Genomic DNA, 23,475 nt, shown 5'->3' with positions numbered 1-23,475 from the left:
GGCGCTTCGGCGTGCTTGCGGGACCTGAGGGCGGGCTCTGGCGTGCGGTTGCACACAGCCCTTCCTGAGTCCCAAAGGCGCTCGGGTGAAAAAATCTTCTTAACGGCCCCTGAGAGACCTTGTACCCAACGCGGGCAGCGCCGCGTGGACGGATCCGACGGAGACAGTCTTGGACGCGATCGACCTCAAGATTCTTGCCCTGCTGCAGACGGACGCGACGCTGTCCATCGCGGCGATCGGCGAGCGCGTTGGCCTGTCCCAGACCCCATGCTGGAAGCGCATCCAGAAGCTGGAGGCCGACGGGGTGATCGACCGGCGGGTGGCGGTGCTCGATCCGGTGAAGCTCGGCCTCGGCCTGACGGTCTTCGTCTCGATCGAGACCGCGGACCATTCGCAGGACTGGCTGCAGCGCTTCGCCGCAACCGTCTCGGCGATGCCGGAGGTGCTCGAGTTCTACCGGATGGCCGGTGACGTGGATTACATGTTGCGCGTCGTGGTCGCCGACATGCAGGCCTATGACAGCTTCTACAAGCACCTGATCGCGGTGCTGCCACTCAAGAACGTCACCTCCCGGTTCGCCATGGAGAAGGTGAAATCCACCACGGCCCTACCCCTGCCGGCGCCACCGAAGAACGGGCGGCACCTGCCCGGGACCGGCCCCGTGCTCGCTGTTGTAGGAGAATGATTTTCTCTTCTCCCGCACCGCAGCGAACGTGATCTCCTAATCTCCGTTCGTTCTGTAAAAAGAACGTCTCTCGATTGACACGGGCCGCGTTGGCCCCGACATGGTCCGGTAATGTCCCGCCAGAATCTCCTTCCGCGCACCGCCCCGTTCGGGGATGGCGAGCGCGCCAGTCTCGATGCGGTGCTCGGCGCCGCGAGCCCCACGCAGCGCGCGTGGCTGGCCGGGTTCCTCGCCGGGCTCGACGCCGCGGGCGGCCATCCCGCCGCCGTCCCGGCCGCGCCGCCCAAGGCCGCCGCGCCGCTGACGGTGATCTACGCCAGCGAATCGGGGAATTCCGAGACGCTGGCCGGCACGATCGCCAAGCTCGCGCGCAAGCAGGGCTTCAAGCCGAAGGTGGTGGATTTCGCCGACCTCGACCTCGCGACCCTGCCCAAGGCCGGCAAGCTCATCGCCATCGCGGCCACCTGGGGCGAGGGCGAGCCGCCGGCCCGGGCCGTGCGGGCCTATGGCGAGCTGATGGGGGAGGGTGCCCCGCGCCTCGACGGCGTCGAGTTCGCGGTTCTGGCGCTCGGCGACACCTCCTACGTGGAGTTCTGCGCCATCGGGAAGGCGCTCGACGCGCGCTTCGAGGCTCTGGGCGGCAAGCGCGTCGCCGAGCGCGCCGACCTCGACCTCGACTTCGAGAAACCCGCCGCCGACTGGATCAAGAGCACGCTGAAGGCGCTGGCCCCGGCGGACACCTCCGACAACGTCGTGGCGGTGGATTTCGCCCGCGCCGCGCCGGGCGAGGATGACGAGGCCGAGCCGAGCCGCGAGCCCCTGGTGGTCGAGGTCGTTGAGCACGTGAACCTCAACTCCTCGCGCTCCGACAAGGAGACGATCCACCTCGCGCTCGCCTTCGAGGACGGGGCCCCAGCCTACGAGCCGGGCGATTCGCTGGAGCTCTTCCCCGAGAACGATCCGCAGCTCGTGGACGAGATCCTGAACGCCGCCGGCCTCTCGGGGGACGAGGCCCTACGCAAGGCGCTGCTCGCCGAGCGGGACATCACCACGCTCTCGGCTGCCACGATCGAGCGCTTCGTGAAGGCCACCGGCCATACGGACGCGCAGAAGCTGATCGACAGCGGCGAGGCCAAGGCCTGGATCGAGGGCCGGCACCTGATCGACCTGCTGACGACCTATCCCGCCAAGCTCACGCCCGAGCACGTGAACGCGATCACCCGGCCGCTGCCGCCGCGGGCCTATTCCATCGCCTCCTCGCGCAAGGAGGTGGGCGACGAGGTCCACCTCGCCATCGTGGCGGTGCGCTACGAGACCCACGGCCGCGCCCGCTCCGGCGTCGCCTCGGTCCACGTGGCCGACCGGATCCGCGACGGGGCGAAGCTGCGGGTGCGGCTGAAGCCGAACCGGCATTTTCGCCTGCCGCAGGACCCGGCCACCGACATCATCATGGTCGGCCCCGGCACCGGCGTCGCGCCGTTCCGCGCCTTCGTGCAGGAGCGCCGGGCGATCGAGGCGCCGGGACGGTCCTGGCTGTTCTTCGGCGACCGGCACTTCCTGCACGACTTCCTGTACCAGCTCGAATGGCAAGACGCCCTGGAGGACCGGTCGCTCACCAAGATCGACGTGGCCTTCTCGCGGGACCAGCCGGAAAAGATCTACGTGCAGGATCGGATCGTCCAGAACGCCAAGGACCTGGTCTCCTGGCTGGACGGCGGCGCCCATTTCTACGTCTGCGGCGATGCCAAGAACATGGCCAAGGACGTGCGCGCCGCGGTGGTCAAGGCCTACGAGACAGTCAAGAATCTAAGCGCAGCCGATGCGGAGGCGCAGGTCGCGGCTTTGGAGCGCAGCCACCGCTACCAGCAGGACGTTTACTAACGGACCGGCCTTCCGAGGCCGCAGGATCGAGTGCAGCGGAGCAGGACGAGGCGCGGGTCCCCTCTCCCGTGCGGGAGAGGGACAGGGTGAGGGATCAGGTCTGTCCGGGGAGGGCGCATCCCTCACCCCATCCCTTTCCCACAGGGGAGAGGGGGATTGTCACGGATCCCGCGCACCGTGAACCGCCAAGCGCTTCGCCCGGTACCCTCCTTACGGGGAGGAAGACGCGTTCTAGACAGACGGATTCATCCCATGGACGACCACAGCCCCCGCGACGCCGCCGAGACCCCGGTCGCCAGCTCGGCCTCCGCCCCGGCCAAGCGCGTCTACGAGACCCCGCCCACCGAGCGGCCGATCACCGACGCCGAGGCCGCCCGCGCGGCCCAGCTCGCCGCCAACGAGCACATCAAGATCGCCAGCGGCTATCTCCGCGGCACCCTCGCGGACGGGCTCCTGAAGCACGCCACCGGGGCGATCTCGGAGGATGACGGGCAGCTCGTGAAGTTCCACGGGATGTACATGCAGGACGACCGCGACCTGCGCCCCGAGCGGACCAAGAAGAAGCTCGACAAGGCCTACAGCTTCATGATCCGTCTGCGCATCGCCGGCGGCGTCATCACCCCGAAGCAGTGGCTGGCGCTGGACCACATCGCCGTGACCTATGCAGGCAGCGCCCTGCGGGCGACGACGCGCCAGACCTTCCAGTATCACGGCGTGATCAAGGCGAACCTGAAGCGCACGATGGCGGCCATCGACGCGGCACTTCTCGACACGATCGCGGCCTGCGGCGACGTCAACCGCAACGTCATGGCGGCGACCAACCCGGCCCAGGTCGGGGCCCACAAGGCCGCCTACCAGCTCGCCAAGGACATCTCCGATTCGCTGCTGCCGAAGACCAGCGCGTGGCGCGAGATCTGGCTCGACGGCGAGCGCGTGGTCGGCGGTGAGGACGAGGCCGAGGTCGAGCCGGTCTACGGCCGGACCTACCTGCCGCGGAAGTTCAAGACCGTCATCGCGGTGCCGCCCTCCAACGAGGTCGACATCTTCGCCCACGACCTCGGCTTCATCGCGATCCTCGACAAGAAGAACACGGTCACCGGCTGGAACGTGACGGTCGGCGGCGGCATGGGCATGACCCACGGCGAGCCCGACACCTTCCCGCGCACCGCCGACGTGATGGGCTTCGTCGCCCCCGAGGATGCCATCACGGTCGCCGAGGCGGTGATGACCGTCCAGCGCGACTGGGGCAACCGCAAGAACCGCAAGAACGCCCGGCTCAAGTACACGATCGAGCGCTACGGCCTCGACGCCTTCCGGGCCGAGGTGGAGAAGCGGATCGGCAAGAAACTCGGCGCGCCGAAGCCCTACACGTTCACCAATAACGGCGACCGCTACGGCTGGGTCGCGGGCGATGACGGGCGCTTCCATCTCACCCTGTACGTGCCCTCGGGCCGGATCAAGGACATCGAGGACGGGCCGCAATTCCTCACAGGGCTGCGGCGCATCGCCGAGGTGCATCAGGGTGATTTCCGCCTCACCGGCAACCAGAACGTGATCATCGCCAACGTCCCGGCCGAGAAGCGGGCCGAGATCGACGCCCTGGTCGACGAATACGGGCTGACGCGGGGCGCGAGCGCGCTCCGGCGCAACTCGATGGCCTGTGTGGCTCTGCCGACCTGCGGCTTGGCGCTCGCCGAGAGCGAGCGCTACCTGCCGGATCTGATGACCGAGCTGGAGGAGAGCCTCGCGTCCCACGGGCTGGCCGAGGAGGAGATCACGATCCGCTCCACCGGTTGCCCGAACGGCTGCGCCCGGCCGTTCATCTCCGAGATCGGCCTCGTGGGCCGCGGTCCCGAGCGCTACCACCTCTATCTCGGCGCCGCCCATGACGGTTCGCGGCTGAGCAAGCTCTACAAGGAGGACGTTGCGGCCTCCGAGATCCGCGGCACCCTGGACCCGCTGTTTGCCGACTACGCGAAGGGCCGGCAGCCGGGCGAGCATTTCGGCGACTACGTGATACGGGCCGGGCACGTGGCCCGGACCACCAACGGTCCGGACTTCCACGAGCGGACCGGGGCCCTGAAGCCGGCCACGCAGGGTTGATTCGGACTGCATGGGCGGCCGGCGAGGCAGCCCATGCAGACGACCAGTCGCCACTCGGAAGATCGTGACGGCTCAACATCGGCCGATACGTTGTAGATGTAGATCCTCTGCGCCAGTCCATTTTTTAGGCGCACAGATCTAGAAAAATTTAAATTATTCCAATGTGATAATGTGGCCACTTCGTCACGTTTGTGAAGTTCCAGCCGAATCCGCGCATCGCCCTCGGCGCACACATTGAAAAATCACAGCCCTTCCTCTCAAGGATCCCTGTGCCCTGGCGGCGCGGATCTTCTTGAGAGCGATTATAAACGATGTCCGGGCACGGCAGGCGCAGTCTTCGCACCATTTCGAACACCCGTAACAACAGTTTATCCCTCTACACAGCGTTGACGACATCCCTGCTTGTCATCTCGACGATTTCGGCTCGCGCGGAGGTGACCAGTACAGCCGATGAGGTTTCGCTCTCGGAACTGAGCGTCACCGGTACCGGCCCTGCGGTGGAGCGGGCGGACGGCCCAGTGATCGGCTACCGCGCCACGCGCTCGGCCACCGCGACCAAGACCGACACGCCCGTGCGCGACTCGCCGCAATCGATCAACATCGTCCCCCGGCAGGTCATTACCGATCAGCAGGATCTGCGCCTGACGGATGCCGTCACCAATGTCAGCAACGTCACGCCCGGCAGCACCGTGCAGGGGCGCTCGCAGAACTACGTCATTCGCGGTTTCGCCACGCAGCTCTTCGCTGTCGACGGCATCCTGACCAATCCGGCGATCAACTTCTATCCGGTGGAACGCGACCTTGCGAACGCCGAACGGGTCGAGGTGATCAAGGGACCGGCTTCCGTGCTGTTCGGCCGGGGTGATCCGGGCGGAGTCGTCAACATCGTGACCCGCAGGCCAACCCTGGAGCCGACCGCGGATGCGAGCGTCCAAGGTGGCAGCTTCGGCTTCCGGCGGTTTCAGGGCTCGGTCTCGAGCGCGATCCCGTCTATCGATGGGCTAGCCGCACGCCTCAGCTTCGCCGCGCAGGAGGATCCGACCTTCCGCAATATCGGCGACAACACCAATCGGCGCGTCTTCATTGCGCCGGCCTTAAGCTGGACGCCGAGCGCCGACACCCGGGTCTACATCAACGCAGAAGCCACCAGCCAGCGCACCCAGTACGACGAGGGGCTCATTGCCTTTCGCGGACACGTGCCGCTGGACAACATCCGCCGATATTATGGTGAGCCGTCCTCGCGCTATTATGGCGAGTTCAACGGGATCACGATGCGAGCTGAGCACGACGTCAATGAAAATTTAACATTGCGGCAAGTGATCAATGGGCAGTGGGGTGCGTTCAATCTGTTCGCGGCCCGCGCCACCGGCGTCAATAATGCCGGCACGCAGGTCACCAGGCGCGACACCTCGGTCGATTCGCATTTTGCCGCCCTGGATACGCAGACCGAAGCGATCCTAAAGTTCGACACGTTTGGCTTCTCCCACACCGCCCTGGCGGGGTTCGAGTACACCAACGGCTTCCGCCACCCCTATTCCCAGCAAGGCTCCTACACTCCAGTCAGCTTCTTCAACCCGGTCTTCGGCGGCACTCCAGGAGCGCTCTCGCTCCAGCAAGACCTGAAGCAGAGGCTCGAGCTGTTCGGGTTCTACCTGCAGGACCAGATCGCACTTACGCCTGAGCTGCAGCTCGTGCTCGGCGCCCGGTTCGATCTCGGCAGCCAATATTATTTCGCCCGGGTGCCTGCTTCGCGGACCCAGCCCCCCGAGCAGGACCTGTTCGGCGCCTCGCCACGTGTCGGCCTGATCTATCGCCCGTTCGAGCCGCTGACCCTCTATGCCAGCTATGCCACATCCTTCGCGCCGCAGACCGCGAACGTGCTCAACGTCGTCAATCCAACGCCAGAGACCGGCGAGCAGGTTGAGGTCGGAACCCGCATCGACATCAGCCCCGACCTGACTTTGAGCGCGGCCGCCTTCCGGATCACCCGGGATAACGTCGCCGGCAGCGACCCCGTCAATACCGGCTTCTCGGTGATCACCGGCCAGCAACGTTCGGAGGGTGTCGAGGCGGACCTGGCCGGCGAGATCCTTCCGGGCTGGAAGGTTATCGGCGGCGTCGGCTATCTCGACGCGCGGATCACCAAGGACAGGGTCTTTGCGATCGGCAACCGCCTCGTGGGTGCGCCAGCCTTCAGCGGCAGCGTGTGGACCACCTACGACTTCCAGGCCGGCTTCCTGCGCGGTCTCGGACTCGGCATCGGCATCACCCATGTCGGCCAACGCTTCGGCGACCTCAACAACAGCTATAAAGTCGGGGCGTACAATCGCGTTGATGCGGCCGTGTACTACGACATCGACGCGCATTACCGTTTCTCAGTCAACATTCGGAATCTGACGAACACGCGCTACATCGAGCAGCCGTTCAACCAATTCAACAACGCCCCCGGCGCACCCTTTACGGTGCTGGCGACGATCACGGCTCGGCTGTGAGCCGGGCGCGGCGGGTCCGCAGCCTGCTCGCCGGGGCCGCCCTCGCGGCGCTGACGCTCACCGCGTCCGCGGCCGAGCAGCCCTGGTCGGTGCTGATCGCGGTCAAGCCGGACAACCCGCGGGTGGGGACCAACCGGCTGATCGCAGCCCATTTCGAGGGGCGCGGCTATCGGCTCACCCGATAACCCTCGATCTGGGGTTTCCAAAGGGCTTCAGCCCTTCGGTGGGTCGCCAGGGCGAAGCCTTGGCGTCTCGGGCGAAGCCCGACAGCGGGCTCTGCCCTGCACCCGCAAAAGGTCGAAGACCTTTTGAAACCCGGATGTTCGAGCGCGCCCGGCGGATGCCTCAGCGGCGCGCCTCGCGGAGGGCAGGGGCCCCAGCCCGCGGTACCGCCGGCCGCTGCCGCGCCGCCGCGCGGCGGCGCAGGACGTAGAGGGTCAGCCCGGTCGCCGCGAAGCCCGGCAGGGCCAGCGCCGCGAGGCAGAACAGCAGGGCGAACAGGTCGCCGAAGAAGCGGCCGCGGTGGACCTCCAGGATGTTGTCCATGAGGCGCCGGCCCAGCGGCAGGTCGGCGGCGCGCTCGGTAGCCAGAAGCAGACCGGTGGCGGCATCGTAGCGGGCCTCGTTGCGGGCGCTCAGGTCATCGACACCCTTCGGCAGCCAGCGGATCCGGATCGCCTTCGCGTCGGGGCTCGGCAGGGTCAGCAGAGTGGTGCCCGCCTCACGCCCCTCGCCGGCCCGGAACGCCGCCCAGGCGCGGTCGATGGAAGCCGGCCCGGATGCGTCGGCCAGCGCCTCGGGGGCGGCCCTGCGGCCGGGGGCGCGCATCGGCTTCGCCGTCTCCCGATCACCCACCAGAAGCCCCATGGCGGCATCCTTGAAGGATGGGTACGACCACGTCAGCCCCGTCAGCGCCATCACGAGGTAGACCGGCATCAGCCATGTCCCCACCACGGCGTGCAACGACCACCAGCGCGGTCGGCCCGGTCGGGACAGGCTCGGCTTCAGCCAGATCCGCCAGCGATGGATTTGGGGCCAGCGCAGATAGAGGCCGGTCCCCAGAAAGACGAGGAGCGCCAGCACGCAGGCGCCCGTGATGGTGCGGCCCCAACCCTTGGAGCCGCCGGGCAGGAGCAGCCAGCGGTGCAGGTCCCGCACCGTGGTGAACGCCCCCTCCAGCCGCACCGGACCGAGCACCGCGCCGTCGTAGGGGTCGGCATAGACCGCAGGCGGCCGCTCGCGGGTCGCGGGATCCCGGGCGAAGCGGACATGGACGCTCGCCGCCGGGTCGTCCGCCAGGGTGAGGATGTTCACCGTCAGGCCGGCCTGGGCCTCGATTCGCGCCACCAGGGCCGAGGGGGCGAGCGCCGACCGGTCACCGGCGGTCACCGTGAGCCGGTCGCGGTTGGCGAAGGCGGTGACCGCCTCCTCGTAGCTCATCAGAGCCCCGGTCAGGCCCATCAGCGCAAGGACGAGCCCGGCCGTGAGGCCGAGCGCCCAGTGCAGGCGGAACAGGACGGTCCGGAGGGAGGGAATCAGGCGCGGCATGGCAATGCCGGCTGCCTACCAGAAACCAGCCAAGCTGACGACGCCGCGGGGCGCATGCCCGGCGACCAAGGCCACGCGCCTCAGGTGATCGGCGCGGGATTGAACAGGGTCAGGTCGTTGAACAGGCCCCACTGGTCGGACCAGGGGCGCTTGCGCCCGCTCGCCACGTCGAGGATCAGGTGGAACAGCTCCCAGCCGACCTCCTCGATCGTCGCCTCACCGGTGGCGATCCGGCCGGCATCGAGGTCGATCAGATCGGACCAGCGCTCGGCGAGTTCCCTGCGGGTGGCGACCTTGATCACCGGTGCCTGAGCGAGGCCGTAGGGCGTGCCGCGGCCGGTGGAGAAGACCTGCAGGGTGATCCCGGAGGCGAGCTGCAGCGTGCCGCAGACGAAGTCGCTCGCCGGGGTCGCGGCGAAGATCAGGCCTTTTTCGCGCACGCGCTCGCCCGGTGCGAGCACGCCGGAGATCGCGCTGGTGCCGGATTTGGCGACCGAGCCCAGGGCCTTCTCGACGATGTTGTTGAGGCCGCCCTTCTTGTTGCCCGGCGAGGGGTTGGCGCGGCGGTCGGCCTCGCCCTTGGCGAGATAGGCGTCGTACCACGCCATCTCGCGGATCAGGGCCTCGGCGATCTCGGGGGTCTTGGCCCGGGGCGTCAGGAGGTGGATCGCGTCGCGTACCTCGGTCACCTCCGAGAACATCACGGTGGCGCCGCAGCGGACCAGCAGATCGGCCGCGAAGCCGAGCGCCGGGTTGGCGGTCACCCCCGAGAAGGCGTCGCTGCCGCCGCATTGCAGGCCGACCACGAGGTCCGAGGCCGGGCAGGTCTCGCGGGTCCTGCGGTTCAGCACCTCCAGGCGGGCCTCGGCCATCGCCAGGATGCTGTCGATCATGGCGGAGAAGCCGCGGTGGCGCTCGTCCTGCAGGCGCACCACCCCGTCGCCCGCCGCGCCGCCATCCGGCAGCAGGCGCTCCGAGACGAGCTTCTCGCAGCCGAGGCCGACCACCATGACCTCGCCGCCGAAATTCGGGTTCTGCGCGAGGCTCTGCAGCGTCCGGATCGGCACCACCGCCTCGGGGGCGTTGATGGCGACGCCGCAGCCATAGGCATGGGTCAGGCCGACCACGTCGTCGACGTTGGGGAAGCGCGGCAGCAGCTCCTGCTTGATCCGCCGGATCGCCACGTCGAGGGTGCCGGCGACGCATTGCACGCTGATCGAGATCGCCAGGATGTTCTTGGTGCCGACCGACCCGTCCGGGTTGCGGTAGCCCGCGAAGGTGTAGCCCTCCAGCGGGGGCAGGGGGGCCGGCACGCGGGTGGCGTGCTCCAGGGCGTCGAGGGCCGGGGCGACCGGCGTCGCGACCCGGGATTCCTCGACCCAGGCGCCCCGGGGGATGGCCTGCGTGGCGATACCCACCACCTCGCCGTAGCGCCAGACCTCGCCGCCCTCCGGGATGTCGGTGAGCGCCACCTTGTGGCCCTGCGGCACGAACTCGACGAGTTCCAGCCCGTCCGGGAACACCGTGCCGGCCGGCAGCCCGAAGGCGTTGACCACGATCGCGACGTTGTCGTGCGCGCTGAGGCGGATCGTGCGCGGCACGTCGCCGGCGCCTTGAGGACGGGTCGGGGCTTCGATCTCGGCCTGCATCGGAGTCCCCTCAGGTCGCGGAGCGGAAGCGCCCGGCCAGCGCCTCGGCGTTGCGGGCGAGCAGGCCCAGATCCGAGCCCACGGCGGTGAACCGGGTGCCGGCCGCGATGTAGCGCTTGGCCAGTTCCTCGCTCGGCGTGAGGATGCCGGCATGCTTGCCGGCCTTCACGATCCGCGCGACGGCGTCCTCGATGGTGCGGACCACCTCCGGATGGCCCTGCTGGCCGAGATAGCCGAGGCTGGTGGAGAGATCGCCGGGCCCGATGAACACGCCGTCCACGCCCTCGACGGCGGCGATCGCGTCCAGATTGTCCAACGCGCGGCGCGATTCCACCTGCACGATCACGTAGATCTCGGACTCGCAGCGTTTGTGGTAGTCCGGGATGCGGCCGAACCGGGCGGCGCGGGGCGCTTGCGAGAAGCCGCGGATACCCCGGGGCGCATAGCGGGTCGCCGCGACCACCCGCTCGGCCTGCGCGGCATCGTCGATGTTGGGGATCATCAGCGACTGCGCGCCGGCATCCAGGATGCGCTTGATGGTAATGGGGTCGTCGCTCGGCACCCGCACCACCGGGTGGGTGGCGTTCTCCATCATCGCCTGAAGCTGAACGTAGATGTCCCGCAGGTCGTTGGCCGAGTGCTCCATATCGAGCAGCAGCCAGTCGAACCCGGCCCCGGCGACGATCTCGGTCGAGATCGGGCTCGCGAGGCTGCACCACAGGCCGATCTGCTGGCGGTCCTCCCGGAGGGCGGCCTTGAAGCGGTTGGTGAGGCTGTCCATCGCGAGTCCTTCCCTGCGGCTCCGGGCGTCTGCGCGCCGTCCACGCCATCACGCGCAGCCTTTGACCGGGAGGTCAAAGCCAAAGGCTGGATCGACCGATGCGCGTCCTGCATCGATCGGCGTGCCTCAGCCGGACGGCAGGTCCGATAGGATCGCGCGCAGTTGCGCGATCAGCGGATCGTCCGCGCCGCGCCGCCATGCCAGGTGCAGCTCGACCGGCCGCGGCGCGGGCAGCGCGAGCGGGCGGAACACCACGCCCTCGAACCGCAGGTGCTCGGCCGCGGCCGGGACCAGGGCGATCCCCAAAGCGGCCCGGACCAGGGCCAGGATCGCGTGGATCTGCGTGAGTTGCTGGACGATTCGGGGCTGGCTCCCCGTCCCGGCAAGCAGGCCGAGGGTAAGATCGTGGAAGTAGCGGGCCTCGTTGGGCGCGTAACCGATGATCGCCTCGCCGACGAGGTCGCCGGGCACGAGGCGGTCGCGCCGGACCAGGGGATTGCCCGCGGGCAGCGCGACCACGAGGGGTTCGGCGAGCGCCTGGACGGAATGCAGGTCCGGATGCGTCACGGGCGGGCGCACCAGGGCAGCGTCGAGGCTGCCGGCGCGCAGGGCCTCGACCTGATCCTGACTCACCATCTCGCGCAGCGACAGGGTGACGTCCGGCAGCGCCCGCCGGAGCGCGATGACGAGGCGCGGCAGGAAATCGTAGGCCGAGGCCGCCGTGAAGCCGAGCTTCAGGATGCCGCCGCGCCCCGCCGCGACCTGCCGGGTCACGTGGGTCGCGCTCTCGGCCAACCACAGGATGCGCTGGGCCTCGGGGAGGAAGCTGCGCCCGGCCGCCGTCAGCCGGACGGAGCGGCTGGTGCGCTCCAGGAGCTGCACGTCGAGCACGCGCTCCAGCACCTGGATCTGCCGCGAGAGGGGCGGCTGCGTCATGTTCAGCCGGGCGGCCGCGCGCCCGAAGTGCAACTCCTCCGCGACCGCCGCGAAGCACCGGAGCTGGCTGAAGTCGAACATGGGGGCTCCCCGGCGTGCCGCTGGGGGACCATAAGGGATCGCGCCGGAAACCCGAACGCGCCCTCAAACACCTGAAGCCGATCAACTTTTCCGGCCGCTGAAGGCAGCCGTCCGGGTTCGGGCGCGTCCTCAGCCGACCCGCGCCAGCCTGTCATGCCGCCGCGGGACCGGCCTCTACGGGGTCAGCTCGTTGCCGGCGTAGTCGATCTTGCCGTCCGGGCCCTTCTTCCACGCGTACACGACATAGTCGGGCCGGGTGATGTCGCCCTTCTTGTCGTAGGCGATCGGGCCGACAACGGTATCGATCGTCTTGCCCTGGTGCAGCCAGTCGGCGAGCGTCTTGCCGTCGCTGGAGCCGGTCTCCGCCATGGCCCGCGCCAGAACCTGCACGGCCGCGTAGCCGTAGAGCGTATAGGCGTCGGGATCGATGCCCCGGGCGTTGAACGCCGCCACGATGGCCTGGGCACCGGGGTTCTTGCGCGGATCCGTCGCGAAGGTCATCAGCGCCCCGTCCGCGCCAGGGCCGGCGATCTGCACGAACTCCTTGGGGGCGAGGCCGTCGCCACCCGCCAGCAATGCGTTGAGGGCCTGGTCGCGCATCTGCCGCACGATCAGGCCGGCTTCGATGTGGTAGCCGCCGTAATAGACGACATCGACACCTGCGGATTTCAGCCTGGAGACGAGCGCCGAATAGTCCTTCTCGCCCGGGTTGATGCCCTCGTACAGCACGGGTTTGACGCCGTTGGCCTTCAGGGCGGTCTGCGTCTCCTCGGCCAAGCCCTTTCCGTAGGGCGACTTGTCGTGGACGAGGGCGATTTTCTTGTCCTTGAAGCGCTCCGCGAGGTAGGCGCCCGCCACCTTGCCCTGCTGGTCGTCGCGGCCGCAGGTGCGGAAGGTGTTCCAATGGCCGCGCTCGGTGAACTTCACGTTCGTGGAGGCCGGGGTGACCTGGACGATGCCGGCATCGAGGTAGACGTCCGAGGCCGGGATCGACACGCCGGAGCTGAACGAGCCGACCACCATCGTCACGCCCGCGCTGGCGAGCTTGTTGGCCACCGAGACGCCCTGCTTCGGATCGGACGCGTCGTCGCCGATCACCGGCTCCAGCGGGCGCCCCTTGATCCCGCCGGCCTTGTTGATGTCCTCGATCGCCTGCGCGGCACCGGTCCGGACCTGCGCACCGAAGGCCGCGTAGGAACCCGTGAGTCCCAGGGCGATGCCGATCTTGACCGGCGCACCAGTCTCTTGAGCCAGGGATCCGGTCACGGCAGACAGGACGACAAGACCGGACAGCAGCAACCGCCTCATATCACCCCCGGCAGAGACGACGACACGGGACGCGGAACCTATCGGCGAAAGATATCCGGGCCCGACGCCGTCACACAGCGCACGTCATCCTGAAGCGCCGAGCATTCAACGTCAAGAATTCTTGAACACACTTCCAGTTGTGTGCTTCTATACTCGCACGCGCGTCGACAAGAACTCGTCCTTGCCGGGTCGAGAGGATCGCCGCAGTCGATCCAACGCCACGAGGAATGGCGCCCGCCAGCGAGGGTGGCAGGGCCGGGCGCTGGGCAAGCCCGCGCGTCATCCGCGCGCTCCAGGGGTAGACAAACGGAAGCCGCCCCCGATCGTTGCGCGATCGGGGGCGGCTTCCCAGCCAGACCCTTAGGGATTCGTCGCGCGGTCCAGGGAGCGATCCGTCCGGAGCCTGCGCGATCAGCGCTCGATCAGCAGCTCAGCCGCCGGCCTTCCTTGCGCCCGAACACGCGCCAATGCGCGGCGCCGGATTCCATTTGACCGTTGGCGATGGCACGCCGGACATCCGGGTTGCAGCGCAGATACTCGCGCTCGTCGAACCCGTAGGCGGAACGCCCGCCGCGGTAATCGTCCCGGTCCCGATAATCGTCCCGGTCGCGGTAGCCGCGGTCCCGGCCGTCATAATCGCCGCGGTCGCGATAGCCACGGTCGCGGTAGCCGTCATCGTCACCGTAGGGGCGGGGCTGCGCCGCGACCGGGCCAACCACGCCCAGAAGGCCGACGCTCACCGCGGCCGCCGCCAGAAACGCCTTCATCGTTTTAATCCTCCCCATCCTCGAATTGGTGGGCTGAAACGCACCGCGCCGGGAATGGTTCGACCGGCTTGACCGTGGAGGCAGCGACGTCCCGCCTCCATCGTGGCCGCCGCGGACAGGCCGTCGAGCCGGCCCGCGGCGGGTCGGACTTTACATCCGGTGCATCATGCGGTGGCGCATCTCGCGACGCATCATGCGGCGCTCCATCCGATGGCGCATCATCCGGTGCTCCATGCGATGCTCCATGCGACGGCGCATCATATGGCGCTCCATCCGGTCCATCTGAACGGTGCTGACCATGTCGGCGGGCGCGGCAACGGCCCCGGGGGCGATCGGCGCGGCCGAGGCCGGCACCGCGACGGCGCTGCCCAGAACGGCGAACAGGGCGGCGGTAATGATCGAACGACGCACGGAAGCATCCTTTCTCGCCGCCCCGGAGGGGACGGACATCCTTTGTGGCGCCAGCGCGGGAGCAGAATATCCCGAGGCACCGCCCAGGAAGCCGCGGGCCGACAGGATGGTTCCACGGCCGGATCCGGATCGCCGTTCGCAGGTCCGGGGCGGCGCCCGACCGCGGCTTGATCGTCCGGCGCCCATGCCGCAGGGAGCCGACAAGGAATCCGCAACTATCGGGTGAGAAAGCTGCGGCCCAACAGCACCGTCGGTGCGTCGGGGCGCGGTTCGCGCCGGTCGAACGGATCCGCCCGCGCAGATGCACACAGACGCGCCGCCACCGGACCCCGCCGGCCCACAGGCCACGCGCGGACCGGAGCCCTGGGACGCCGCCGCCGGATTCGGCCAGTGGCGCCTGGACCCGCGCACGCGCCGCGTCACCCGCTCGGCCGGCCTCGCGCGCCTTCTCGGAGTGCCAGAGAGCCGCGATCTCGCGTTCGAGGACCATTTCGCCAGCTATCATCCGGATGACCGCGCTGCCGTGATCGCGCGGGTCGAGGGAATCCTGTCCGGAGACCGGCCGGCGGTTCCCTATCAGGTGCGAACCCGCATCGTGCGTCCGGACGGGACTGTCCTCGACGCGATCATCCAGGGCGTGCCGGAATGCGGGCCCGACGGCGCGCTCGTCGCCCTGCACGGCATGCTCCTCGACGTGAGCGACCTCGTCCGGTCCGAGCGGCGCGCCCACGAGACCGACCGGCTCCTGCACGGGACGCTGGACAGCATGGACCAGGGCCTCGTGGTGCTTGACGCCGCGCAGCGGGTCCGCGTGTTCAACCGCAGCGCCGCGGACCTGCTCGACCTGCCGGGCGACGTGCTGCGCGTCGGCGTCGCCTTCCCGGATATCCACGCCTACCAGCGCGCCCGGGGCGATTTCGCGGCGGCGGAATCCGGTCTGCGGCTCGGGCTCGCCGGCCGCGACCTGGGGGCGCTCCCGCCGCTGTTCGACTGGCGCCTGCCCACCGGGATCACCCTGGAGGTGCGCCGCTCGGCCCTGGCCGATGGCGGCGCGGTCCTGACCTTCACCGACGTGACGCAGCACCGGATCGCCGAGCAGGCGATGGAGGAGAGCGAGCGCCGCTACCGGCTCCTCACCGAGAACAGCACCGACATCGTGATCTGGTCGGACCTCAGCACCTGCCGCCGCTACGTCTCGCCCGCCATGCGCGCCGTCCTGGGCTACGATCCTGAGGATCTGGTCGGCACGCAGCCCCTCGACTTCGTCCATCCCGACGACGTGGCGGCCTACCGCGCCGTCCTCGATGACCTCACCGGCGGCCGCACCGCGCAGGCCCTGACCTGCCAGCGCTACCGGCACAGGAACGGAACGTGGGTCTGGCTGGAGATCTCCTTCAGCCTGACCCACGATCGGGCAACCGGGGCGGCCGACGGCTACGTCGCGACCCTGCGGGACGTGAGCGGCCGCAAGTCCGCCGAGGATGCGCTCCGCCTGAGCGAGGCGCGCTACCGGGCGCTCGCGGACGCGCTGCCGCAGCTCGTCTGGATCGCCAGCACCGAGACCGGGGAGGCGACCTACGTCAACCGGCGCTTCGAGGATTACTACGGCCCGATCGGGCCGTCCCGGGCCGCGCGCCTCGCCCGCAACCATCCCGAGGATGCGGAGCGGATGGAGCAGCTGTGGCGCAATGCGCGCGCGCAGCGGACCGGCTACGAGGTCGAGGGGCGGATGCGGCGGCACGACGGCGCCTATCGCTGGCACAAGGTCGTGGTCCTGCCGATCTGGCAGGGCGAGGCGATGGTCGGGATGCTCGGCACCGCCCTCGACATCGACGAGATCGTGACGGCCCGGTGCGCCGTCGAGGAGGCGAGCGGCCTGCTGCGCCTCGCCCAACAGGCCGCCAAGGCGGGCACGTGGCACCTCGACCTCGACAGCGGCCGGATCACATGGTCTGCCGAGAGCGCGCGCTTGCATGGGATCGAGACCGATCGGGAGTACGAACTCGACGCGCAGACCTGGCTGACGCTGATCGACCGCGAGGACGGCGCCCGCGCCCTGGAGGCTGCCGCGGCGGCCGCCGAGACGGGCGAGACGTTCTCGATCGAGTTCCGGGTCCCGGATCCGAAGGGCGGCGTGCGCTGGATCAACGGCGTCGGGCGCGCCGCCCCCGGACCGGACGGGCGGACGCGGCGGGTCATCGGCCTCAACCTCGACGTAACCGCCCGGAAGGTCGCCGAGGCGGACCTCCTCGCCGCGAAGGCCGTGGCGGACGCGGCGCGGCTGGAGGCCGAGCGCGCGAGCGCGGCCAAGAGCGAGTTCCTGGCCGCGATGAGCCACGAGATCCGCACGCCGCTGAACGGGGTGATCGGCTATGCCGACCTGCTCCTCGACGAGACCGATCTCGGGCCGGCGGCGCGCCGGCATGCCGACCGGATCCGCACCGCGGGGGCGGCGCTGCTGACGGTGGTCAACGACGTGCTCGATTTCTCGAAGGTCGAGGCCGGGCAGATCGAGATCGTACCCCGGCCGTTCGCCCTCGAAGCGCTCATCGACAACGCGGTCTCGATCGTGCGCCCCTCGGCCGAGCGCAAGGGCCTCACCCTCGCCGTCACCTGCGGGTCGGACCTGCCGGACTGGGTCGAGGGCGACGAGGACCGCCTGCGTCAGGTTCTGCTCAACCTGCTCACCAACGCGGTGAAGTTCACTTCGGCGGGACGCATCGGCCTGACGATCCTGACCGGACCGCACAGCCTGCGCTTCGAGATCCACGATACCGGGATCGGCATCCCGGCGGACAAGTGCGACCGCCTGTTCCGGCGGTTCTCGCAGGTCGACGGCTCGATCAGCCGCGAATACGGCGGAACCGGGCTGGGCCTCGCCATCTCGAAGTCGCTCGTGGAGCTGATGGGCGGAACGATCGGCGTCGCGAGTGCGGTGGGGTGTGGCTCGATCTTCTGGTTCGAGGCCGCTTTGCCCGCGACGATGCCGGCGTCCCCCGTCGCGGCGGCCTCTGCCGCGACCGTCCGCGCGACCGGCAAGCGCCTGCTGCTGGCCGAGGACGTGCCGCTGAACCAGGATCTCGCCCGGACGATCCTCGAACGGGCCGGGTACGCGGTGGACGTGGTGGGCGACGGGGTCGACGCGGTCGCCGCCGTCCAGGCCCGGACCTACGACCTCGTGCTGATGGACGTGCAGATGCCCGTGATGGACGGGATTGCGGCGACCCGGCGGATCCGGGCGCTGGGCGCCCCGCGGGGCCGGCTGCCGATCGTGGCGATGACCGCGAACGTCCTGCCGGAGCAGGTGGCCGAATTGCGCGCCGCCGGCCTCGACGATCATGTCGGCAAGCCGTTCCGGGTCCAGACCCTGCTCGCCGTGATCGACCGCTGGACCGGCGCCCCCGCGGAGCCGGAGCGCCCCGCCGACACGATCGACCACGCGGTCCTCAACGAGATGACCGAGATGGTCGGCCGCGCGCGGATGAACGACCTGCTGGCGATGCTGGCGAAGGAACTCACCCAGCGGTTCGGGGCCGCCGCGCCCGAGGCGAGCCGTGACCGGCTCATGCTCGACGCCCACGCGATGGTGTCGGCGGCCAGCATGGTGGGCTTCGCCGGTCTCGCCGAGACCTGCCGGGCGGTCGAGGCCGCCTGCCGGGCGGGGGCGGATGTCGCGCCGATGCTCGGCACGCTCCGGGCCCGCACGGCGGTCACGCTCGCCGAGATCGAGGCCCTGCGGGCGGCCTGACGCAGGCCGGGGGCGGCCTGACGCAGGCCGGGGGCGGCCTGACGCAGGCCGGACCGGCGCCTACGCGGGCGACAGCGGCACGTGCTGGACGGCGCGGATCCGGCGGCGGTGGTGGGGGTGCCGGCGCCACTTCAGCACGGCATAGCGCAGCCGGCTGTAATAGGCGTAGAGGCGCGACCGGTGCTGGCGCCGGTGAGCGAGGTGGACGCGGGCGGACCGCGCCGGGGCGGCGACGCGGCTCGCCAGGTCTGTCTGCGCCACGGCAGCGGGCCTCGCGTTCAGGACGGCGACCGGATCCACGTAGTTCACCCGGCGCACGGCCGAGGCACTGCTATAGATCGCGCCCGGCGCCCCGCCGCAGCCCACGCAGAGGGACCCGTTGAGGCGGCTCCAGAGGCGTTGCTCCCGTTCCAGGACATGCCGGTCCTTCACGTCCGACAATTCGACCGGCGACCGCAGCAGCGTCGCGCGGCTTCCGAAATTCGGCTTCTTGAGGATGAGGCCGAGATCGTCGGGCACCTCCAGCATCGGCAGCCGGACCTGCTTCGGCTTCGCATGGACCGGGAGGACGACCATCGACGCCAGCAGGAACAGCACTGCGGATTTGAGCGCGAAACGGCGCATCCTGGTCTCCGGTCGGCGTGGACCTCTTCACATAGCGTTAAATCTGCAGGTTCCCTACACCTAATTTTTCTGCGGAATATCCAAAATCACACGCCAGTTCCGCCAACTCACGGCCAACACTAAGAATACGACCACGTCTCAGTAGCGGCTGCGGAGATCAGCCAGGCACAGACTGCGCAGGGCAGCGGCTGGGACCCGTGCGAACCCGAGCCGCGCAGTCCTGTCCTGCGCGAAGGACAGAGCCTGTACCAAACTATGCCGTCTAAAGGTCGCCCGTCGATTGCCGCGGTGCGGGCCGGGATCGGAACGCGCCGCCGCCGCGTGCCGCCCGCCGAGCCTGGCGCCGCACGCGCAGGCTGAATGCAGGCGAGGCATACACTTGCTGTAGACAGGCTGCGCCCGATCATCGATTTCCAGTTGAATTGTCGCGGGGGCGCACGAGCGACGGGAAGCGGGACGGCCTGGTCGGGCAGGGGACGGTTCAGATGGATCAAGCGGCGGACGACGTCGTATCCGAGGCCGCGCTCGCCGCAGCCCTTGAAGCCTCCGGCGGCGTCGGCTTCTGGATGTGGGACATTCCCGAGGACACGGCACGTGCCGATCCGGTGAGTGCCCTGCTGTTCAACATCAGCCCCGCCCGGTCGCGGGCCGGGGTCAGCTTCGCGGAGATCCTGAAGGCGGTCCATCCGGACGATCAGGCGCATATCTCGCAGGTGATCCTGGACTGTGTTCAGTCCGGCGGCTCCTACACGGCCGAGTACCGCGTGTGCTCGCCGACCGGCCGGCTGCGCTGGCTGTTCACCCGCGGGCATTTCCACCTGGACGAGCAGGGCCGCCCGACCACGGGCCGGGGGGTGATCGTCGAGATCTCGGACAGCAAATCCGCCGGCACGGCCTTCGCGCAACGCGACGGAACCCTGATCGATGCCCTCAACCGGGCCGCGGACCTGTGCCTGTCCCTGCACAGCGCGCTCTCGCAGTTCGGGGAGGCGCCCATGCTGGCGCTGGCCGAGACCCTGCTGCTCGAGATCGGCCGGCACTTGGCAGCGCGGCAGCGGATCGCGCGCGGCCACGCCCTGCATTGACCGGCCCTGAGCCTTCGTCGTGACACGCTCTGCGCCGAACCGGGGGCCGCTTCCGCGGAGAGCGCCCTAAAGCTCCCGGATCTTCCGCTCGATGCGCGCGGCCTCGGCCTCATCAACCTCCACCGGCCGCCCGGTGTCGTTGGGCAGGCCGGGCCCCGTCTGCGCGATGGTCTCGTCACGCGGGCGCCCGCTCTGCCCGTCCGAGATCGGCGGCTCCTTCGACCTGTCGCGATCCTGATCCATCGGTTCCTCCTAGCGCGGAGCAGCGTCGCCCCGGCTCAACCCGCACTACGCCGGTCGAAGGACCGGGTGCTGTTTGTCGAGGGGGAATCCCGCAGGCCCGATGAAGATCCGAGGGCCGGGCGGTGCTGTTTCAGCCAGAGCCCAAATTCCTGCATGGCCGCCACGACCGTCTTCAGCCGCATCCCGTCCTCGGTCAGGGCGTATTCGACCCTGACGGGCGTCGTCGGGTGGACGGTCCGGCTGACGAGGCCGGCGGTTTCGAGGGCGCGGAGATCCAGCGTCAGCATCCGCTGCGAGATCCCCGGCAGGACGCGCTTGAGTTCGTTGAAGCGCTTCGGCCCGTCGATCAGGAAGGATACCAGAAGCAGACGCCAGCGCCCGCCGAGCAGATGCATCGCGTGCTCCACCGAGCAGCCGGTCACCGTGTCCTTCATCGCCGCCATCCACCTCCGAGACGGTATAATTTCTGTACCCAGCGCTCAAAAGAGTGCGTTCTTACCGCAACCGATCGACTCGGTTACTCACGATCTTCTCCGCTTTACAGGCTTCGTCCAGCGGCTCCACATCCGGGGGATCGATCGTGAGACTCTACTACATGCCGGCGAGCTGTGCCCTGGCCCCGCACATCGTCGCCCGTGAACTCGGCCTGGCTCTGGAACTCTGCCGGGTCGACCACACCCGGCACCTGACGGAGGCGGGGGCCGATTTCCTGTCCATCAACCCGCACGGCTACGTGCCGGTGCTCGCGCTCGACGACGGCAGCCTTCTCCGGGAAGGGCCGGCCATCCTGCAATATCTGGCCGATCTGAAGCCCCAGCACCGCCTCGCGCCGCCGAACGGCTCCCTGGAGCGCTACCGGCTCCAGGAGATGCTGGGCTTCCTGAATTCCGAGATCCACAAGGGCTTCGTCCCGCTGCTCTACGCCCGGCTCGCCGGCCGCTACGTCGAGACCGCCAAACCGAAGCTCGAAGCGCGCTACGCCTGGATCGACCGGCAGCTGGCCGACCGCGTCTTCCTGATGGGTCCGGATTTCACGGTGGCGGACGCTTATCTCTACGCGCTCACCGGCTGGGGTCAGGCGTCCTGGCTGACCTCGTACTACAGGGCCGACATCCACTTCGACGATCTGCGCCATCTGGCGGCCTGGTACGGCCGCATGCGGGGACGTGCGGCCGTGCGGCGTGCGCTCCGGGAGGAGGGGCTGGAGCACTCCCCCGGCCCAGCCGATCAGAACGGGTAGTAGCGCAGGGAGGTCAGGCCGGTGACGAGGTGGGTGGAGGGGGCGATCCCGTAGGCACCCCGGAAGGCGTCGCGCTCGGTGTAGGAGACCTGCGCGCCTGCCACGAGGCGGCCGAAATCGCCCTTGTAGAGATCGTGCCAGAAGCCGCCGGTGATCTGGCGGATGTCGCGGCTCTCCGCCTGGCAGGTCCCGCTCGCCGCGCCCTCGACGTCGCAACCGGTCACCACCAGGGTCGGCGAGCCGTAGCCGGTGGCGTTGAGCGCGCCGGCACGCGCGGCGTGCTCCCAGCCGGCATAGAGGTAGATGTCGGTGCCGGGCTGGATGTGGGCGACGCCGCCGGCGAGCAGCTGGAAGGCCGGGATCGGAGCGACCGACCCGTCGGCCTTCAGGGCGAAGTCCGGCAATTGCGCCGAGCCGTAGCGGCCGATGCCCTGGCCGACGAGGCCGCTGACCTGCAGGTCCAGGCGCTTGTCGATCACCGGCAGGGTCGCGGCTCCGCCGATGCCGTAGCCCAGCGCGGTGTCGGTGCGGCCGGGGAGGCGGGTCGCGGCGGTCAGGTTGGCGGGGCTCAGCCGGTCGTCGAAGAACCGCACCAGACCTTTGAGTTCGAAGTGGCCGAAGCCGGGTTCGAGGGCGAGCTTGCCGATGACGTCGGGGGCGCTGTTGTTCGAGTAGGTGGTGGAGGTGTTGAGCTGGCCGACCGCATCGCCGGCATTGCTGACGTTGACGAGGCCGGGCGCCGCGAAGGGGCTCGGCGGCAGCACGCTCTGGGGCGATTCCAGCGACAGGCCGGCCCAGAGGCCCGGCGCGATGTCCTTGACCACGCGCAGCTGCGGGTTCCGGGTCCAGTTGAAGCCCGGCACGTACTGCACGTCGATGGTGAGCGGGATCTGCTCCTTGAGCGGGGTGATGCCGGACAGGTCCGTGGTGAGCAGGCTCCAGGCCTGGCCGGCCAGGACGTGCCAGCCGGAATCGAGGGTCTCGACCGTGGCGAAGAGCTGCCGGATGCGCGGGTTGTAGCTGTTGCTCTCGCGCGAGTTCGCGTTGGTGGCCGCCCCCAGGAAATCGATCTCGTAATAGCCCGAGACCTGGAGCGTGGGCTCGACCTTCGCGGTGAACAGACCGCTCAGGCGGCTTTGCCGGGCGGAGAAGCGGAACTCGTTCTCCCGCGAGCGGGGATCGTTGCGGAACGGGATGCCGCCGAAATCGGTGCCGACATCCGAGTCGAGGTTGGGATGGCGGACGATGCCCGCCAGTTCGAAGAAGCCGCCCGGGGTGAAGCAGACCGCCGGCCCCAGGGCGTAGCTGCCGGCGTTGCAGGCGAGGTCGTTGGCGAGGATGACCGGCATGTGCGCGCTCACGGCCGGGCGCGCCCCGCCGGGGCCGCCCACCTGGGCCACGCGCTGCTGATGCTCGGTGCGGGCGGCCAGGCGCGCCTGCTCCCGCGACAGCACCCGGCGCTCCCGGGCCTCCCCGGCGATCGCGGCCCGCTGCGTGCCGGATTGCCGGCGCAGGGCAGCGAGTTCCTGCTGCATGGCGAGCATCTGGCGCTGCATCGCGTCCATCCGGGCCGCCATCTCGGCGACGCTCTGGGCCTGGGCCGGCAGGGCCCCGAGGCCGAGGGCGAGCCCGGTCGCGGCCGCTGTGGCGCGGGTGCTCGGCAGGATCAGGCGCAGCATGGGCACTCAGCCGAGGAGGTGGGGATCCCTGGGGTCGGATCCGGGGCGAACGCCCCAAAGTGGTGGGATGCCACATACGACGCTCGCACGACGACCCGCCGCAGGGTAACCCGGCGGCGGAGGGAAACCGTCCGCCGCCCGCTGGTTCCAAACCGCTGTGGCGCTGCCGCCACGGCGGATAACCCGTTGTCAAAACACATGTTAAAGTCGCGGC

The 23,475-nt window shown here is 69.3% G+C and carries 19 protein-coding genes; 8 read left to right on the top strand and 11 right to left on the bottom strand.

The features are described 5' to 3' along the window. Positions 1 to 169 precede the first annotated feature (169 nt). The 5 genes from OXS27_RS00435 (at position 170) to OXS27_RS00415 (ending at position 7,346) form a co-directional block, all read left to right on the top strand. The gene (locus OXS27_RS00435; protein ID WP_161393443.1) at positions 170 to 685 is read left to right on the top strand and encodes an Lrp/AsnC family transcriptional regulator; all 516 of its coding nucleotides are present in this window, start codon (positions 170 to 172) and stop codon (positions 683 to 685) included. Between the two features lie 111 nt (positions 686 to 796). After that, positions 797 to 2,566: a flavodoxin domain-containing protein gene (locus OXS27_RS00430; protein WP_267353479.1), complete on the top strand. Its 1,770-nt coding sequence runs from the start codon at positions 797 to 799 to the stop codon at positions 2,564 to 2,566. Positions 2,567 to 2,818: 252 nt separating this feature from the next. Beyond that, positions 2,819 to 4,669, top strand: coding sequence for an NADPH-dependent assimilatory sulfite reductase hemoprotein subunit (locus OXS27_RS00425; RefSeq protein ID WP_267353477.1), 1,851 nt, complete (start codon positions 2,819 to 2,821; stop codon positions 4,667 to 4,669). A 311-nt stretch (positions 4,670 to 4,980) separates the two neighbouring features. After that, a complete protein-coding gene (locus tag OXS27_RS00420) occupies positions 4,981 to 7,161 on the top strand; it encodes a TonB-dependent siderophore receptor (RefSeq protein ID WP_267353475.1) in 2,181 nt (726 codons plus the stop codon). Next, entirely contained in the window at positions 7,158 to 7,346 is a 189-nt protein-coding gene (locus tag OXS27_RS00415; RefSeq protein WP_267353473.1) for a hypothetical protein, read from the top strand. The genes OXS27_RS00420 and OXS27_RS00415 overlap by 4 nt, the downstream gene beginning before the upstream one ends. A 160-nt stretch (positions 7,347 to 7,506) precedes the next feature. On the opposite strand, the gene OXS27_RS00410 is transcribed toward OXS27_RS00415, so the two are convergent. From OXS27_RS00410 to OXS27_RS00380, 7 genes are all read right to left on the bottom strand, one after another. Further along, positions 7,507 to 8,709 carry a PepSY-associated TM helix domain-containing protein gene (locus OXS27_RS00410; RefSeq protein ID WP_267353471.1) on the bottom strand — a complete coding sequence of 401 codons (1,203 nt, stop codon included), beginning with the start codon at positions 8,707 to 8,709 and terminating at the stop codon, positions 7,507 to 7,509. Positions 8,710 to 8,789: 80 nt separating this feature from the next. After that, positions 8,790 to 10,358, bottom strand: coding sequence for a galactarate dehydratase (gene garD, locus OXS27_RS00405; protein ID WP_267353469.1), 1,569 nt, complete (start codon positions 10,356 to 10,358; stop codon positions 8,790 to 8,792). A gap of 10 nt (positions 10,359 to 10,368) precedes the next feature. Beyond that, complete coding sequence (locus tag OXS27_RS00400) at positions 10,369 to 11,139, bottom strand: HpcH/HpaI aldolase/citrate lyase family protein (RefSeq protein WP_267353467.1); 771 nt, start codon at positions 11,137 to 11,139, stop codon at positions 10,369 to 10,371. A 126-nt stretch (positions 11,140 to 11,265) separates the two neighbouring features. Next, the gene (locus tag OXS27_RS00395; protein WP_267353465.1) at positions 11,266 to 12,156 is read right to left on the bottom strand and encodes a LysR family transcriptional regulator; all 891 of its coding nucleotides are present in this window, start codon (positions 12,154 to 12,156) and stop codon (positions 11,266 to 11,268) included. A gap of 174 nt (positions 12,157 to 12,330) precedes the next feature. Further along, positions 12,331 to 13,464 (bottom strand): branched-chain amino acid ABC transporter substrate-binding protein, encoded by a 1,134-nt coding sequence (locus OXS27_RS00390; RefSeq protein WP_267353463.1) that lies wholly within the window; start codon positions 13,462 to 13,464, stop codon positions 12,331 to 12,333. Between the two features lie 422 nt (positions 13,465 to 13,886). Continuing rightward, the gene (locus OXS27_RS00385) at positions 13,887 to 14,231 is read right to left on the bottom strand and encodes a hypothetical protein (RefSeq protein ID WP_243919971.1); all 345 of its coding nucleotides are present in this window, start codon (positions 14,229 to 14,231) and stop codon (positions 13,887 to 13,889) included. A gap of 150 nt (positions 14,232 to 14,381) precedes the next feature. After that, positions 14,382 to 14,642: a hypothetical protein gene (locus OXS27_RS00380; RefSeq protein ID WP_243919972.1), complete on the bottom strand. Its 261-nt coding sequence runs from the start codon at positions 14,640 to 14,642 to the stop codon at positions 14,382 to 14,384. 301 nt (positions 14,643 to 14,943) lie between these two features. On the opposite strand from OXS27_RS00380, the gene OXS27_RS00375 reads away from it, so the two are divergent. Beyond that, entirely contained in the window at positions 14,944 to 18,390 is a 3,447-nt protein-coding gene (locus OXS27_RS00375) for a PAS domain S-box protein (RefSeq protein ID WP_267353460.1), read from the top strand. 60 nt (positions 18,391 to 18,450) lie between these two features. On the opposite strand, the gene OXS27_RS00370 is transcribed toward OXS27_RS00375, so the two are convergent. After that, positions 18,451 to 19,014, bottom strand: coding sequence for a hypothetical protein (locus OXS27_RS00370; protein ID WP_267353458.1), 564 nt, complete (start codon positions 19,012 to 19,014; stop codon positions 18,451 to 18,453). A gap of 485 nt (positions 19,015 to 19,499) precedes the next feature. Here OXS27_RS00370 and OXS27_RS00365 point away from each other — a divergent pair, with 485 nt between their 5' ends. Beyond that, positions 19,500 to 20,099 carry a PAS domain-containing protein gene (locus tag OXS27_RS00365; protein ID WP_243919975.1) on the top strand — a complete coding sequence of 200 codons (600 nt, stop codon included), beginning with the start codon at positions 19,500 to 19,502 and terminating at the stop codon, positions 20,097 to 20,099. 66 nt (positions 20,100 to 20,165) lie between these two features. On the opposite strand, the gene OXS27_RS00360 is transcribed toward OXS27_RS00365, so the two are convergent. Together OXS27_RS00360 and OXS27_RS00355 are read right to left on the bottom strand one after the other, a co-directional pair. Continuing rightward, positions 20,166 to 20,342 carry a hypothetical protein gene (locus OXS27_RS00360; protein WP_243922403.1) on the bottom strand — a complete coding sequence of 59 codons (177 nt, stop codon included), beginning with the start codon at positions 20,340 to 20,342 and terminating at the stop codon, positions 20,166 to 20,168. 35 nt (positions 20,343 to 20,377) lie between these two features. Beyond that, entirely contained in the window at positions 20,378 to 20,785 is a 408-nt protein-coding gene (locus OXS27_RS00355) for a helix-turn-helix domain-containing protein (protein WP_313899351.1), read from the bottom strand. A gap of 137 nt (positions 20,786 to 20,922) precedes the next feature. Between OXS27_RS00355 and OXS27_RS00350 the strand changes: the two genes are divergently transcribed. Further along, complete coding sequence (locus tag OXS27_RS00350; RefSeq protein WP_243922404.1) at positions 20,923 to 21,582, top strand: glutathione S-transferase N-terminal domain-containing protein; 660 nt, start codon at positions 20,923 to 20,925, stop codon at positions 21,580 to 21,582. Here the strand turns inward: OXS27_RS00350 and OXS27_RS00345 are convergent. Next, positions 21,570 to 23,261, bottom strand: a complete 1,692-nt coding sequence (locus tag OXS27_RS00345) for a hypothetical protein (RefSeq protein ID WP_267353453.1) — start codon at positions 23,259 to 23,261, stop codon at positions 21,570 to 21,572. The two genes, OXS27_RS00350 and OXS27_RS00345, sit on opposite strands and share 13 nt — an antisense overlap. Positions 23,262 to 23,475 lie beyond the last annotated feature (214 nt).

The organism is Methylobacterium sp. GC_Met_3, from assembly GCF_026540775.1.
Lineage (GTDB): Bacteria > Pseudomonadota > Alphaproteobacteria > Rhizobiales > Beijerinckiaceae > Methylobacterium.
This window is presented reverse-complemented; position numbering and strand designations above follow the sequence as displayed.